Source organism: Mediterraneibacter butyricigenes (genome assembly GCF_003574295.1).
Lineage (GTDB): Bacteria > Bacillota > Clostridia > Lachnospirales > Lachnospiraceae > Mediterraneibacter_A > Mediterraneibacter_A butyricigenes.
In genome coordinates this window covers 300,050-314,228 of sequence record NZ_BHGK01000001.1, presented here as the reverse complement: position 1 = coordinate 314,228, position 14,179 = coordinate 300,050, and the positions used below count along the sequence as shown (strand labels likewise).

Below are 14,179 nucleotides of genomic sequence, written 5' to 3'. Positions count from 1 at the left end.
CAGCGGTTTGACGGTGAATTTTTGGATTGGAATATAATTGCTCACGGAAATATTGGAATTACAACAAATAAGAGTGCGGTAAACTGTTATACTATTCTTATAAAAAAGAAAAGGAGCAGGATCGTATGTTAGGAATGAAAAATATCAATAAAGCAGAAGTAATGACCCTGAAAGATCAGGTGGCATATCAGCAGGGACAGGTAGTCAGTAAGACATTGGCTCAGAGCGATGCCCTGAGTGTGACGCTGTTTTCTTTTGATAAAGGAGAAGAGATAAGTACACATGAATCCGGAGGAGATGCGTTTGTGACTTGTCTGGATGGTGTTGGAAAGATTACCATCGATGGGAAGGAGTATGAACTTCACGAGGGAGAATCTATCGTAATGCCTGCAAAGCATCCGCATGCGGTTTATGGGCAGGAACAGTTTAAGATGCTGCTGGTTGTGGTATTTTAGGGAAGAATAGAAATCCTCTGTTTTGCAATCTGAGATATGATGCAAGGCAGAGGATTTTTGTGCATGAATTATTGTTATTTTAATCAATATGCGATAGTATAACTACAGACCGTAGGGAGGTGTGATTATGAATGAAGAAATTAAAAACGCAATAGCAGAATTAGAAGATTGGTTATCTGATCCAAGTGAACTTGGAAAGAAACCGGCTAAAATAGAATATACGAATTCATTTGAAGATGAGGATGGTATAAAGTGTTTGATCTTCAAATATAAAAAGAGTGTATTGGGCAAAGGGATGTTGGGATTGTGAGTGAATTCGGAACTTTCAGTGAAATGATAAAGTATCATCAAAAAAAGTGAAATAGAAGAAAATAAAAAAGAAGTCTTGAAAGACTTCCCTAAAATTATAAACTGCGGAAGATGGGACTTGAACCCACACGATCGCATTGATCACAAGATCCTTAGTCTTGCTCGTCTGCCAGTTCCGACACTTCCGCATTTCGTTGTTAATGTGTTGCGTTTTGCAGCACCAACATTTGATATTATAGCGAAGCATGACGAAAATGTCAACACATAAATTGAATTTTTTTGAAAAAAAGAATTATAATAAAAACAGTTGGTTTTAGATTACCTGTGGAGGTGCGAAAATGCTGGAGAAACTGGATGTAACAAAAAAGATGGACAAGAAGCTGTATAAGGAAGAAATAGAAAGCCGAAGAACAGAACTTGGGAAATTACAGCGGGAATGTCGGGAACTTCACATTCCGGTGATGATCGTGTTTGAGGGATTGGATGCGTCAGGAAAAGGAGTTCAGATCGGGGAATTAATCGAGTCTCTGGATCCCAGAGGGTTCGAGGTTCATGCAATGAAAAAGGAAACAAAGGATGAAAAACTTCATCCGTTTCTCTGGCGGTATTGGAATAGGCTTCCGGAGAAGGGACGGATTGCGATCTTTGATACCAGTTGGTACCGAAAGGTTCAGACGGATCGGTTTGAGGGGGAAATCAAAGGCGTGAAACTGGAGCATGCCTTTCGGTCGATACGTTCTTTTGAACAGCAGTTGACGGCAGACGGGATGGTGCTGATAAAGTTTTTCCTGTTCATTGATCAGAAAGAACAGAAAAAGCGAATGAAAAATCTGGAAAAGGATAGGGAAACTGCCTGGAGGGTCACAACGGAGGATTGGAAGCGGAATCATAAATTTGAAAAATACCTTGCAATCAACGAGGAAATGTTGCAGAGGACAGACACGGAAGATGCAAGCTGGACGCTTGTGGAAGCAATGGATCGAAGATATGCGACGATGAAGATCTACGATACTGTCATTCAACGGCTGCGACAGGCTGTCGATATGGTAAAAAAGGTACAATGTTCTGACTTGGAAAAAAATCAGACAAAAACGGTAACAGAGTCAGAAGACGTGAGCCGTGAGTGTGGAATTGAAAATCTGGTAGAAAATGGGGTTCGAAGAGAGTGGGTATTGGCAGAGGACAATGCGGAAAGAAAAGCAGAAACTGAAATACAAGATGTAGGAAGTTCAGGAAGCAAAGAACAAACAGAACTTCATTCCTCCGTGCTTGCGCAGGCAGATTTAAGTAAATCATGCAGCAAAGAAGTCTATGAAAAAGAAGTGAAACGGCTTCAGAAGAAACTGGAAAAACTACACGGGGAATTGTATCGCAGACGAATTCCTGTGGTATTGGCATTTGAAGGATGGGATGCAGGCGGAAAGGGTGGAGCGATCAAGCGACTGACAAAACGAATGGATCCCAGGGGGTATGTGGTACATCCGACCTGTGCCCCGAATGATCTGGAGAAAAAGTACCACTATCTCTGGAGATTCTGGCGGGCATTCCCGAAGGAGGGACATGTGGCGATTTTTGACCGGAGCTGGTATGGAAGAGTTATGGTGGAACGAATCGAGGGATTCTGCACACCGGAAGAATGGAAAAGAGCGTATCGGGAGATCAATGAGATGGAAAAAGATCTGACAGATTCCGGGGCAATCGTGTTGAAATTCTGGATGCAGATTGATAAGGAAGAACAGGCAAAACGATTCGTGGAAAGACAGACAAATCCGGAAAAACAGTGGAAGATCACAGAGGAGGACTGGAGAAACCGGGAAAAGTGGGATCAGTATGAAAAAGCAGTGGATGAGATGATATTGCGGACTTCAACGAAAGATGCACCCTGGATCATTGTGGAAGGAAATTCCAAATATTATGCCAGACTGAAAGTGATAAGAAGCGTAATTGAGGCAATCGAAAAAAAGATAGATTTTTCTGAAAAATAAAAAAGGAAAAAAGGGCTTGACACGGAATATTAATGATAGGTGCTTTTATTCGGATGAACCCGGGAGGGCGTAATTATGGATAGAACGATCAGAGAACAACTGGAAGAACGAGAATGGAACAACTTAAGTCCTTATGCGGCAAAGAGCAGCGAGACGAGGGGCAGAGTGCGCAAAGAACCGGAATGTGATATGCGCACGGCTTTTCAGCGGGACAGGGATCGGATCCTTCACTGCAAATCTTTCCGGAGACTGAAGCAGAAGACACAGGTGTTTCTGCTTCCGGAAGGTGATCATTACCGGACCAGACTGACGCATACGCTGGAAGTTTCGCAGATCGCACGGACGATTGCGAAGGCGCTGGCGCTCAATGAGGATCTGGTGGAAGCGATTGCGCTGGGACATGACCTGGGGCATACGCCATTTGGCCATGCAGGAGAGAAAGCGTTGAATCGGATTCATCATTTTTCACATCAGGAACAGAGTGTCCGGGTGGTTGAGAAGTTGGAAAAGGACGGAAAGGGTCTGAATCTGACCTGGGAAGTGCGAGACGGAATCCTGAACCATCAGACATCAGGGACACCGCATACGCTGGAAGGACAGGTGGTGAGGCTTTCGGATAAGTTTGCCTATATCCATCATGACATTGATGATGCGATTCGCGGCAAGGTTCTGACAGAAGAAGAGATCCCCATGGAATTTCGAAAAGCACTGGGAATGAACAGCAAATCAAGGCTGAATAAGATGGTTCATGATGTCATCATTCACAGTATGGAACAGGATCACATCATGATGTCAGAAGAGGTAGAGCAGGAGATGTATGCACTGCGCTCCTTTATGTTTGACCATATTTATACCAATTCTATTGCCAAAAAGGAAGAGGATAAGGCAGTACATATGGTGGAACAGCTCTACTCTTACTATGTTCAGAATCCGGGACAGCTTCCGGCGCATTATCAGAGGAATCTGTCAGAAGGAGAGGAAGAACTGGAACAGACAGTCTGTGATTATATTGCGGGTATGACAGATACCTATGCGGTCAGAAAATTTACAGAAATTTTCGTTCCGGATGCATGGGTTCTTTCATGAAGCAGCGTTCATAACATGGATCATAAAAGCATAAAAAGGGAGAGAAACAAAGAAACATGTATTATTCCGATGATCTGGTAGAAGAAGTACGTACAAAGAATGATATTGTGGATGTGATCTCCGGATATGTCAGATTGCAGAAAAAAGGGAGTTCCTATTTCGGACTCTGTCCCTTTCATAATGAGAAGTCTCCGTCTTTTTCGGTGAGCCGGGACAAGCAGATGTATTATTGTTTCGGATGCGGAAATGGTGGAAATGTTTTTACATTCCTGATGGAATATGAAAATTATACCTTTCCGGAAGCATTGAAGACGCTGGCTGACAGAGCAGGGGTAGAACTGCCGAAGATGGAATATTCCAGAGAAGCAAAAGTAAAAGCGGATCTGAGATCTACTTTATTGGAGATCAATAAGACGGCAGCGAAGTATTTCTATGCGCAGTTGAAATCGAACCGGGGAGAGACGGCTTACCGTTATCTGACCGGACGGGCATTGTCAGATGAGACGATTACGGCGTTTGGTCTTGGATATTCCAGTAAATACAGTGATGATCTGTATCGGTATCTGAGATCGAAAGGCTATACGGAAGATCAGATCCGTCAGGCGGGACTGATCAATACGGATGAAAAGAACGGAGTCTATGACAAGTTCTGGAACCGTGTCATGTTTCCGATCATGGATGTGAACAGTCGGGTGATCGGATTCGGAGGCCGTGTCATGGGAGACGGAAAGCCTAAATATCTGAATTCTCCGGAGACCATGATCTTTGATAAAAGCCGGAATCTTTACGGACTGAATCGGGCAAGGACTTCGAGAAAGCCGTATTTTCTGGTGTGCGAGGGCTATATGGATGTGATCGCGCTGCATCAGGCGGGATTTACCAATGCGGTAGCATCTCTTGGAACAGCACTGACATCTGGACATGCCTCTCTGATCAAGCGTTATGTTCAGGAGGTTTATCTGACCTACGACAGTGATGATGCGGGTACAAGAGCGGCGCTTCGGGCGGTCCCGATTTTGAAAGAAGCAGGGATCACGACGCGTGTGATCCGGATGGATCCCTATAAAGATCCGGATGAATTTATCAAGAATCTGGGCGCGGAAGCGTTTGAGGAACGGATTGGCAAGGCGCGGAACGGTTTTATGTTTTCTCTGGAAACGTTGAGTAAGAACTATGATCTGAATACGCCGGAAGGGAAAACAGATTTCCTGAAGGAGGCAGCCAGAAGACTGGGCACCTTTGAGGAAGAACTGGAGCGCAACAATTATATAGAAGCGGTTGCAAAAGAATATCAGGTGGATATGGGAAGCCTGAAGAAGCTTGTAAGCAAAACAGCGATTCAGGATGGCCTGGCGCGACCGGCAAGCAGACCAAGATCTACACAGCAGACAGAAAAGCCGAAAGAGCACGGACAGAAGAAATCTCAGGGCGTACTTCTGACCTGGATGATCGAGAGCAGGAAGCTGTTTGGGATTATCAAAAAGTACATAAGTCCGGAAGATTTTACAACAGAGCTGTATCGGACGGTTGCGGATCTTTTATATCAGCAGTATGAGGAAGGCGAGATCAATCCCGCCAGAGTCATAAGTCATTTTACAGAAGAAGAGGAACATAAGCAGGTGGCTGCGCTGTTCCATACCAAAATACAGGAACTGACCACGAAGGAAGAGCAGGAAAAGGCATTAAAGGAAACTATCATCAAAGTGAAGGACGCTTCTCTGGAACGGAAGATGCGGGAACTTCCACCGACGGATCTTGCAGGATTCCAGCGGATGATGAAGGAGCGAAAAGCAGTGGAAGAGCTGCGGAAACTGCATATTTCCATTGATTAGGGTTAAAATAAAACAAGACAGCCCGAAGGATGAGGCTTGCGGGCAAGGAAGGTAGGACACATGGAAGAAAACACACAGAAATTCGAAGAAAAGTTAAAAGAGTTGGTGACATGGGGCAAAAAGAAGAAAAGTATTCTGGAACTTCAGGAAATCAATGACTTTTTCCAGGATATGGAACTGGATGCGGAACAGATGGAGACTGTCTATGAACGTCTGGAAGCAAACAATATTGATGTCCTTCGAATCAGTGATGACTCAGATGATGTCAATGATGACGATATCATTCTGAATGAAGAAGACGAAGTGGATATGGAAAAGATCGATCTTTCCGTTCCGGACGGAATCAGTATCGAGGATCCGGTTCGTATGTATCTGAAAGAGATCGGTAAGGTTCCGCTTCTTTCTGCTGATGAAGAGATTGAACTGGCGCAGAGAATGGAAGACGGAGACGAGGAAGCGAAGAAGAAGCTGGCAGAGGCCAACTTACGACTGGTTGTCAGCATCGCAAAACGTTATGTGGGACGCGGAATGTTGTTCCTTGATCTGATTCAGGAAGGAAACCTGGGCCTGATCAAAGCCGTAGAGAAATTTGACTATCATAAAGGTTACAAATTCAGTACTTATGCAACATGGTGGATTCGTCAGGCTATCACGAGAGCCATTGCAGATCAGGCGAGAACGATCCGTATTCCGGTGCATATGGTAGAGACGATCAACAAGCTGATCCGTGTGTCCAGACAGTTGCTTCAGGAGCTGGGACGTGAGCCCACGCCGGAAGAGATCGCAGCAGAACTGGATATGCCGGTAGAACGTGTCAGAGAGATCCTGAAGATTTCACAGGAACCGGTATCTCTGGAGACTCCGATCGGCGAGGAAGAAGACAGCCATCTGGGTGACTTTATTCAGGATGACAATGTGCTGGTACCGGCAGAAGCGGCAGCAGCTACCCTTCTGAAAGAACAGTTGGATGAGGTGCTGGATACTCTGACAGAAAGGGAACAGAAAGTACTCCGGCTGAGATTCGGTATGAACGACGGAAGAGCAAGAACTCTGGAAGAAGTGGGAAGAGAATTCGATGTAACCAGAGAGCGTATCCGTCAGATCGAAGCAAAGGCACTTCGGAAACTGCGTCATCCAAGCAGAAGCAGAAAGTTAAGAGATTATCTGGATTAATCCACTGATAAAGAAGGATAAAAACAGATAGCAGAACAGGAAAATTAAGAGCAGGATATGGAATTATCGAAACGATTACAGGCAGTCGCAGATCTTGTGACGCCGGGACTTCGGATTGCAGACATCGGAACAGACCATGCGTATGTTCCGGTGTACCTGTTATCTGAAGGAAAAAATCCATCCGGAATTGCCATGGATATCAATGTGGGACCGTTGGAACGGGCCAGGAAGCATATCGGGGAACTCCTCACAGACGGAGAACTTAAGACAAGACTTTCGGATGGAATGAAAGAATTAAAAACAGGAGAAGTACAGTGTGCGGTGATTGCGGGCATGGGCGGAGGTCTCGTGATAAAGATTCTCTCAGAGAGCCGTGAAGTTGCAGATTCTCTGCAGGAATGTGTGCTTCAGCCACAGTCAGAACTGGAAAAAGTCAGAACCTTTCTTTTGGAGGAAGGTTTTTTTATCATACAGGAAGATATGGTAAAAGAGGATGGAAAATATTATCCGATGATGAAAGTGCTTCCGAATCAGAAAGAAAAATGCAGGCAGGAAAGCTGGACCACAGAAGAATTGAGATTTGGAAAGCGTCTTCTGGAACAGAAACATCCCGTGTTGCTGGAATATTTAAGAAGGGAACAGAAGATCTGCGAAGAGATTCTCCAAAGACTGGAAAGAGAAGATTCTGAGAGAATCCGGGAAAGAAAAAAACAGATTGTAGAGGAGCTGGAAGTCATTCAAAGTGCGCTTTCGAGAATTCGTCAAGAATGACGGGAGGAATGAAACATGGAATGGGATCAATTGACCGGCCAACTGGAAATGTTGTGTCCGAAACAAGCTGCGTTGGACTTTGACAACGTGGGACTGTTGGTGGGAAGAAAAGACAAAGAGATTGAGAAGGTTTATCTGGCAGTAGATGCGCTGGATGAAGTAATTGAGGATGCGATTCATTGGGGAGCAGACCTTCTTCTGACACATCATCCGCTGATTTTCAGCGGCATGAAATCTGTGACGGATCAGGACTTTATCGGAAGAAGGGTGGTCAAGCTGTTGCAGAATGATCTGAATTATTATGCAATGCATACCAATTATGATGTGAAGAGAATGGCAGATCTGGCAGCAGAGAAATTAAACCTGAAAGATCCTCAGGTGTTGGAAGTGACAGCGGTTGTCGAAGAGAGAGAAGAAGGAATCGGAAAGATCGGGAATCTGGAAACAGCCAAAAGTCTGAGAGAATGTACTCAGCTTGTGAAAGAAGGCTTCGGACTTCCGGATGCACGGGTTTTCGGAGATCTGGAGATGAAAATTACAAGAGCAGCGATTTGTCCGGGATCTGGAAAGAGTGTAATCGACGAAGCGATTGCAAAGAAAGCACAGGTTCTGATCACCGGTGACATCGGCCATCATGAGGGGATTGATGCGGTGGCGCGTGATCTTGCGATCATTGATGCAGGACATTATGGAACGGAATATATGTTTATGGAAGATATGAAAAAGTATTTTCAGGAACAACTGCCGGAGATACAGGTGAAATGTGCACAGGTTTGCCATCCGTTTCAAACAATTTAGCTGGCAGAAAAGAGATTCATGCAGAAGGGAGTGCCGGAATATGGAAGGAAAGATTGCGGTGACGATAGGAGAAAAGGTATGCTGGTATGAAAAGGGAATGACCTATCAAAAGATTGCACAGGAGTATCAGCCGGAATATGATAGTGAGATTGTTCTGGTGTTCAAAGATGGTTATTACCTCCAGGAACTGAACAAGACGCTGGAAGAAGACTGTGAACTGTCCTTTGTTACAACGCGGCAGAGCGTGGGATATGAGACTTACAAGAGAAGTATGTGTCTGCTGTTGCTCAAGGCCATTCATGATATATCTGGTCTTGGCGTACGGATTCAATTTTCTATCAGTAAAGGACTATACTGTACGTTGGATGGGGAGAAAAAGCCGGATCGGGATTTTCTGGATCAGGTGGAAAAGCGGATGAGAGAACTGGTGGAGCAGAAGGTACCTTTCCACAAACGTTCTGTACATACAAGAGATGCTGTAAAAATGTTTCGGGAACATAACATGCATGATAAAGAGCATTTGTTTGAATACCGGAGAGTTTCGAAAGTGAATATCTATGATATAGATGGATATGAGGATTATAATTATGGCTATATGGTGCCAGATACAGGATATTTGAAATATTTTGAATTGTATCCTTATGATGAAGGGTTTGTACTTCAGCTCCCAACTGCAGAAAATCCTACGGAAATTCCGGAATTTGCACCTCAGGAAAAACTGTTCCATGTGTTAAAAGATGCAAAAAAATGGGGAGATCTTCAGAATATCCGTACGGTAGGAGATTTGAACGATCAGGTGACTTCCAATAATATGCTGGAGACAGTATTGGTGGAAGAAGTACACCAGGAGCAGAAGATTGTTGAGATTGCAAGAACGATCGCAGCAGATCCGGAAATTAAGTTTGTTCTGATTGCAGGACCTTCTTCTTCCGGGAAAACCACATTTTCACAGAGATTGTCTATCGCACTGAAGGCAGAAGGAAAACGACCGCATCCGATTTCCGTGGATAATTATTTTGTGGATCGGGAGAAGACTCCGAAAGATGAAAACGGAGCATATAATTTCGAATGTCTGGAAGCCATTGATGTGGCAGGATTCAATGAAGATATGCAGAAGCTGTTGCATGGAGAAGAAGTGGTACTTCCGACCTTTGATTTTGAACTGGGACGCAGAAGATATGTGGGAAAACCAAAGAAACTGGGAGAACGTGATATCCTGGTGATCGAGGGAATCCATTGCCTGAATCCGAAACTGACAGTAGGTCTTTCAGATGCGAATAAATTTAAGATTTATATCAGTGCGCTGACCCAGTTGAACATTGATGAACATAACCGAATTCCGAGTACAGACGGACGACTGATCCGGCGGATCGTAAGAGATGCAAGAACCAGAGGGACTTCTGCCCAGAGAACCATAGAAATGTGGGGCTCGGTAAGAAGAGGGGAGGAAGAGAATATTTTCCCATATCAGGAAGAAGCGGATGTGATGTTTAATTCGGCACTGATCTATGAATTGGCTGTATTAAAGCAACATGTAGAGCCACTGCTTTTTGGAGTGGAAAAAGAAAGTCCGGAATACGTGGAAGCAAAGAGATTGTTGAAGTTTTTGGATTATTTCGTGGGAATCGGAAGTGAATATGTACCAAACACATCGTTGGTCAGAGAATTTATAGGAGGCGGATGTTTCCGGCTGTAAGCCGGAGATATCCGTTATTTTTTATGATCTGTCCCACTTAACACCATAGAAACGCACAGGAAAACGTGGCAAATGCGTGGTAAAAATGGTGTTGCGTGATAAAAGCGTGGTACGATTTGGATATAATGTCTCAGAAATTCTCCCACAAAAGGTTGCAACGGGAACCGCTTACGCTTGCCTTCGCCCCATAGAGAGAGCCTCTTCGAGCGGTGCTCGCGCTTGCTCTCAGAAAGTACTGGGGCTTCGGATGTTCCCTTATGCATTCCTTTTGCGGGAGGATAATGGTTTTCATCAATACATGTTTTTAGATTTGGTTATTTGGATTTGACTTCGCGCCAGAGTTTGTTATAAATGGCATCGTTTTTTGGCCCGAGATAATGGAACGTCTCACAATTGGTAAGCGTATCGATATCAGGGAAGGCAATCTGGCTTTCGCGATATTCCGGTTCTTCGATCAATGCCTGTCCGGCAGAGTTCGGAATGGAATAGGTAATATAATCAAAATTCATTTTTGCAATTTCCGGCTGACACATGTAGTTGATAAATGCTTCCGCATTTTCTTTATGCTTCGCATTTTTCGGAATGACCCAGGAGTCGATCCAGAGGTTGGAACCTTCTTTTGGAATCACATATTCCAGATTCGGATTTTCTGTGTGGCAGTAAAGGGCTTCTCCGGAATAGATCACAGCCAGTGCGGCCTCATTTCCGATCATCTTGTCCCTTGCCTGATCCACGACATAAGCCTGAACCAGAGGTTTCTGTTTCAACAGCATTTCCTTTGCTTCTTCCAGTTCATCCAGATCTGTGGAATTCATGGAGTAACCAAGATATTTTAAGGTGATTCCGAAGGCGTCACGGACGCTGTCCTGCATCAGGATGCTGTCTTTATATTTTTCATCCCATAAGATTCCCCAGCTGTCTACCGGTTCATCCACCATGGAGGTGTTGTACAGGATTCCGACGGTTCCCCAGAGGTGAGGGACAGAATACTTGTTGCCGGGATCAAATTCCTGGGAATGTTCCAGATAAACATCGTCAATATATTTGATATTCGGAACGTTATCAAAATTGATTTCGGCCAGAAGATCGTTGTCAATCATACGCTGTACCATATAGTCGGACGGACACACCACATCATAGGCGATGGCACCGGATTCAACCTTTGGATACATGATTTCGTTGGTTTCGTATTCTTCGTATACCACATCGATACCGGTATCTTCTTCAAACATCTCGATGGCATCAGGATCTAAATATTCTCCGAAATTATATACGATAACTTGGTTATCACCGGCAACTCCGTTTTTGGTTCCGTAGTAAATACCGCCGAAAAGAACGGTGAGAGCAATCATGGCAGGAACCACCCGGCGGAACACAAAGTTGGAAGCCTTCCGTCCTTTGGATAAAGGCTTTGCTTTGGATGTCTTTGGATCTTTTTTGTCCGGTGCAGTATTTAACAAGATCAAAAGCAACAGCACTGTAAGGAAAAGTAGAGTGGACAACGCGTAGATTTCCGGCTTGATTCCTTTTCGGACTTCTCCATAGATCTTGGTGGATAAAGTGTCTACTCCCGGACCTTTGGTAAAGTGGGTGATAACAAAATCATCCAGTGACATGGTAAATGCCAGAAGGAATCCGGAAAATACACCCGGAAGGATATCAGGGAATACCACCTTGAAAAATGCATAGATGGGAGAAGCGCCCAGATCCAGTGCGGCTTCGTAAGTGTGTTTGCTGGTCTGTTTCAGTTTGGGCAATACGCTTAAGATCACGTAAGGAATGTTGAAACTGATATGTGCCAGCAGAATCGTGGTAAATCCCAGAGAGAATCGAAGGGCGATAAACAACAGCATCATGGAGATACCGGTTACAATGTCGGCGTTGAGCATCGGGATATTGGTGACGCCCATCATGAAGGTCCGAAACCGTTTTCCTAGAGCCTGCATGCCAATGGCGGCAGCAGTGCCGATCACAGTGGCGATCAGTGCGGACAAAAATGCAATGATCAACGTAGTGTACAGTGCGTTCATGATATCCTGGTTCTGGAACAGGGAAATATACCATTTAAAGGTAAATCCGCCCCATTTGGAACGGGACTTGGAACTGTTGAAGGACAGAACCATTAAAGTAACGATGGGAGCGTACAGTAAAATAAAAATCAGGATGAGATAAAATCTTTTTAAAAATGTTTTCATCAGAATGCTGTCCCCTCCCCGTCTTTATCATATTTTGCGATCAGAGCCATGCTGGCGATGATAAAGATCATCAGAACCAGGGAAAGTCCGCTTCCCACATTCCAGTTGCTGCTCTGCTTAAATTCCTGTTCGATTACATTTCCGATCAGAAGGATCTTGCTTCCGCCCAGCAAATCTGAAATTACGAACGTGGTCAGTGACGGAACAAAGACCATGGTAACTCCACTGATGATCCCCGGCACACTTAAAGGCAGAATGATCTTGGAAAACGTCTGAAGATTGTTGGCTCCCAGATCTTTTGCGGCAGAGATCACATCCCGGTCAATTTTGACCAGCACATTGTAGATAGGAAGTACCATAAAAGGAAGGAAGTTATAAACCATTCCCAGAATGATGGCACCCGGTGTGTTGATCAGAGAAAGAGCCGGAAGGTGGAAAAAGGTCAGAATGGTGTTGATGACCCCATTTTTTTCCAGCAGATTCTGCCATGCAAGTGTTCGAAGCAGGAAATTCATCCACATCGGAAGAATAAAGATCAGAACAATAAAACTGGTCTGGTTTACATTTGCCTCAGAAAGGATCATTGCCAGCGGATAGGCAAGGATCAGGCAGATTGCCGTACTCACAAAAGACAGAAGTAAAGCCAGTCCAAGAGCTTTTAAGTTCTCAGGTGTGGTGATCTGCGCCAGGTTGCTCCAGGTAAAACGTCCTTTTTCCGTGGTCATGCCGTAGTAAACGATCATGAGGAGCGGAAGAATGGTAAATGCGATGGACCAGAGAAGATAAGGTCCGGTCAGAATTTTTCTACTCTTCCACATTGACGGCCTCCTCATCTTCGGATTCCGGTTTGTTCATGATCTGGATATCGAAAGGATCCACATGAATTCCAACCTCGGTTCCGACAGGAAACATATCTGTGCTGTGAACTAAAAGCTCATAGTTATTTGCAAGGACTTCCATTTCATAATGAACACCCTTGAAGATCAGATGGGTAACGACGCCCTGGATAGTTCCTTCTTCCGGAGCTACCAGATCGATGTCTTCCGGGCGCAGAACTGCATCCACAGGTGTGTTCTTTCCGAAACCTACATCCACACACTGCCAGGTTGCCCCTAACATTTTTACGACTTTATCCTCTACCATGGTAGCTTTGATGATGTTGCTGTCACCGATAAAGTCTGCCACGAAAGCGTTCTGCGGTTCGTTGTAAATGTCTTCCGGAGTACCGATCTGCTGGATATAACCCTGGTTCATGACGACGATGGTGTCGGACATGGTCAGGGCTTCCTCCTGATCATGGGTGACATAGACGAAGGTGATACCGAGCTCGTTTTTCAGACGAATCAGCTCGTACTGCATATCCTGACGGAGCTTTAGATCCAATGCACCAAGAGGCTCATCCAGAAGCAGGACTTTCGGTTCGTTTACGATGGCACGGGCGATCGCGATTCGCTGCTGCTGACCACCGCTTAAAGAGTCAGTGGTACGGTTGTCGTAACCGTCCAGATTGACAAGCTTTAACGCGTAGCGGATCTTGTCTTTGATGTAGGCATTGCTCTTGCCTTTGATCTTCAGTCCGAACGCGATGTTTTCGGCCACGGTCATGTGGGAGAACAGCGCATATTTCTGGAAAACGGTATTGAGTTGACGTTTGTTCGGGGGAAGGGCATTGATATTCTGTCCTTCGAAGATAATGTCTCCCTGATCCTGGGTCTCAAATCCGCCGAGGATACGAAGCAACGTGGTCTTACCGCAGCCACTGGGACCAAGAAGTGTCAGAAATTCATTTTCCCGGATGTAAAGATTTAATTCATCCAGGACAAGATTGTCATCAAAAGATTTGGATATATTTACGATATCAATAATTTTTTTGGGCATT

Annotated in this window: 12 protein-coding genes and 1 tRNA gene; 9 read left to right on the top strand and 4 right to left on the bottom strand. The window is 44.7% G+C overall.

The annotated features are described in order from the left end of the window. The first annotated feature begins 125 nt into the window (after positions 1-125). Together KGMB01110_RS01525 and KGMB01110_RS01520 are read left to right on the top strand one after the other, a co-directional pair. Complete coding sequence (locus KGMB01110_RS01525) at positions 126-455, top strand: cupin domain-containing protein (RefSeq protein ID WP_117601987.1); 330 nt, start codon at positions 126-128, stop codon at positions 453-455. 127 nt (positions 456-582) lie between these two features. Beyond that, the gene (locus KGMB01110_RS01520) at positions 583-765 is read left to right on the top strand and encodes a hypothetical protein (RefSeq protein WP_117889262.1); all 183 of its coding nucleotides are present in this window, start codon (positions 583-585) and stop codon (positions 763-765) included. A 102-nt stretch (positions 766-867) separates the two neighbouring features. Here the strand turns inward: KGMB01110_RS01520 and KGMB01110_RS01515 are convergent. After that, positions 868-952 (bottom strand) — tRNA-Leu (locus KGMB01110_RS01515). A 150-nt stretch (positions 953-1,102) separates the two neighbouring features. Between KGMB01110_RS01515 and KGMB01110_RS01510 the strand changes: the two genes are divergently transcribed. The 7 genes from KGMB01110_RS01510 (at position 1,103) to KGMB01110_RS01480 (ending at position 10,105) form a co-directional block, all read left to right on the top strand. Then, positions 1,103-2,749: a phosphate--AMP phosphotransferase gene (locus KGMB01110_RS01510; protein ID WP_119297360.1), complete on the top strand. Its 1,647-nt coding sequence runs from the start codon at positions 1,103-1,105 to the stop codon at positions 2,747-2,749. 75 nt (positions 2,750-2,824) lie between these two features. Beyond that, positions 2,825-3,835, top strand: coding sequence for a deoxyguanosinetriphosphate triphosphohydrolase (locus KGMB01110_RS01505; protein ID WP_119297359.1), 1,011 nt, complete (start codon positions 2,825-2,827; stop codon positions 3,833-3,835). Between the two features lie 56 nt (positions 3,836-3,891). Next, positions 3,892-5,667, top strand: a complete 1,776-nt coding sequence (gene dnaG, locus KGMB01110_RS01500) for a DNA primase (RefSeq protein ID WP_117601990.1) — start codon at positions 3,892-3,894, stop codon at positions 5,665-5,667. 60 nt (positions 5,668-5,727) lie between these two features. Beyond that, complete coding sequence (rpoD, locus tag KGMB01110_RS01495; RefSeq protein ID WP_117601991.1) at positions 5,728-6,840, top strand: RNA polymerase sigma factor RpoD; 1,113 nt, start codon at positions 5,728-5,730, stop codon at positions 6,838-6,840. Positions 6,841-6,897: 57 nt separating this feature from the next. Continuing rightward, the gene (locus KGMB01110_RS01490; protein ID WP_117889259.1) at positions 6,898-7,611 is read left to right on the top strand and encodes a tRNA (adenine(22)-N(1))-methyltransferase; all 714 of its coding nucleotides are present in this window, start codon (positions 6,898-6,900) and stop codon (positions 7,609-7,611) included. Positions 7,612-7,626: 15 nt separating this feature from the next. Further along, positions 7,627-8,409 carry a Nif3-like dinuclear metal center hexameric protein gene (locus tag KGMB01110_RS01485; protein WP_117601993.1) on the top strand — a complete coding sequence of 261 codons (783 nt, stop codon included), beginning with the start codon at positions 7,627-7,629 and terminating at the stop codon, positions 8,407-8,409. A 40-nt stretch (positions 8,410-8,449) separates the two neighbouring features. Further along, the gene (locus KGMB01110_RS01480; protein ID WP_117601994.1) at positions 8,450-10,105 is read left to right on the top strand and encodes a nucleoside kinase; all 1,656 of its coding nucleotides are present in this window, start codon (positions 8,450-8,452) and stop codon (positions 10,103-10,105) included. A gap of 314 nt (positions 10,106-10,419) precedes the next feature. Here KGMB01110_RS01480 and KGMB01110_RS01470 read toward each other — a convergent pair whose 3' ends face one another. Genes KGMB01110_RS01470 through KGMB01110_RS01460 form a run of 3 tightly spaced genes read right to left on the bottom strand, consistent with a single transcriptional unit; the run spans position 10,420 to position 14,178 of the window. Beyond that, entirely contained in the window at positions 10,420-12,300 is a 1,881-nt protein-coding gene (locus tag KGMB01110_RS01470) for an extracellular solute-binding protein (RefSeq protein ID WP_330507957.1), read from the bottom strand. Next, the gene (locus KGMB01110_RS01465) at positions 12,300-13,118 is read right to left on the bottom strand and encodes an ABC transporter permease (RefSeq protein ID WP_119297358.1); all 819 of its coding nucleotides are present in this window, start codon (positions 13,116-13,118) and stop codon (positions 12,300-12,302) included. Before KGMB01110_RS01465 ends, KGMB01110_RS01470 begins: the two co-directional genes overlap by 1 nt. After that, a complete protein-coding gene (locus KGMB01110_RS01460) occupies positions 13,105-14,178 on the bottom strand; it encodes an ABC transporter ATP-binding protein (RefSeq protein WP_117601998.1) in 1,074 nt (357 codons plus the stop codon). Before KGMB01110_RS01460 ends, KGMB01110_RS01465 begins: the two co-directional genes overlap by 14 nt. Position 14,179: the final 1 nt, after the last annotated feature.

Excerpts from the sequence above, each read along its gene's own strand:
- KGMB01110_RS01525 (WP_117601987.1), top strand. The coding sequence starts at position 126 with ATGTTAGGAATGAAAAATATCAATAAAGCAGAAGTAATGACCCTGAAA.
- KGMB01110_RS01520 (WP_117889262.1), top strand. The coding sequence starts at position 583 with ATGAATGAAGAAATTAAAAACGCAATAGCAGAATTAGAAGATTGGTTA.
- KGMB01110_RS01510 (WP_119297360.1), top strand. The coding sequence starts at position 1,103 with ATGCTGGAGAAACTGGATGTAACAAAAAAGATGGACAAGAAGCTGTAT.
- KGMB01110_RS01505 (WP_119297359.1), top strand. The coding sequence starts at position 2,825 with ATGGATAGAACGATCAGAGAACAACTGGAAGAACGAGAATGGAACAAC.
- dnaG (WP_117601990.1), top strand. The coding sequence starts at position 3,892 with ATGTATTATTCCGATGATCTGGTAGAAGAAGTACGTACAAAGAATGAT.
- rpoD (WP_117601991.1), top strand. The coding sequence starts at position 5,728 with ATGGAAGAAAACACACAGAAATTCGAAGAAAAGTTAAAAGAGTTGGTG.
- KGMB01110_RS01490 (WP_117889259.1), top strand. The coding sequence starts at position 6,898 with ATGGAATTATCGAAACGATTACAGGCAGTCGCAGATCTTGTGACGCCG.
- KGMB01110_RS01485 (WP_117601993.1), top strand. The coding sequence starts at position 7,627 with ATGGAATGGGATCAATTGACCGGCCAACTGGAAATGTTGTGTCCGAAA.
- KGMB01110_RS01480 (WP_117601994.1), top strand. The coding sequence starts at position 8,450 with ATGGAAGGAAAGATTGCGGTGACGATAGGAGAAAAGGTATGCTGGTAT.
- KGMB01110_RS01470 (WP_330507957.1), bottom strand. The coding sequence starts at position 12,300 with ATGAAAACATTTTTAAAAAGATTTTATCTCATCCTGATTTTTATTTTA.
- KGMB01110_RS01465 (WP_119297358.1), bottom strand. The coding sequence starts at position 13,118 with ATGTGGAAGAGTAGAAAAATTCTGACCGGACCTTATCTTCTCTGGTCC.
- KGMB01110_RS01460 (WP_117601998.1), bottom strand. The coding sequence starts at position 14,178 with ATGCCCAAAAAAATTATTGATATCGTAAATATATCCAAATCTTTTGAT.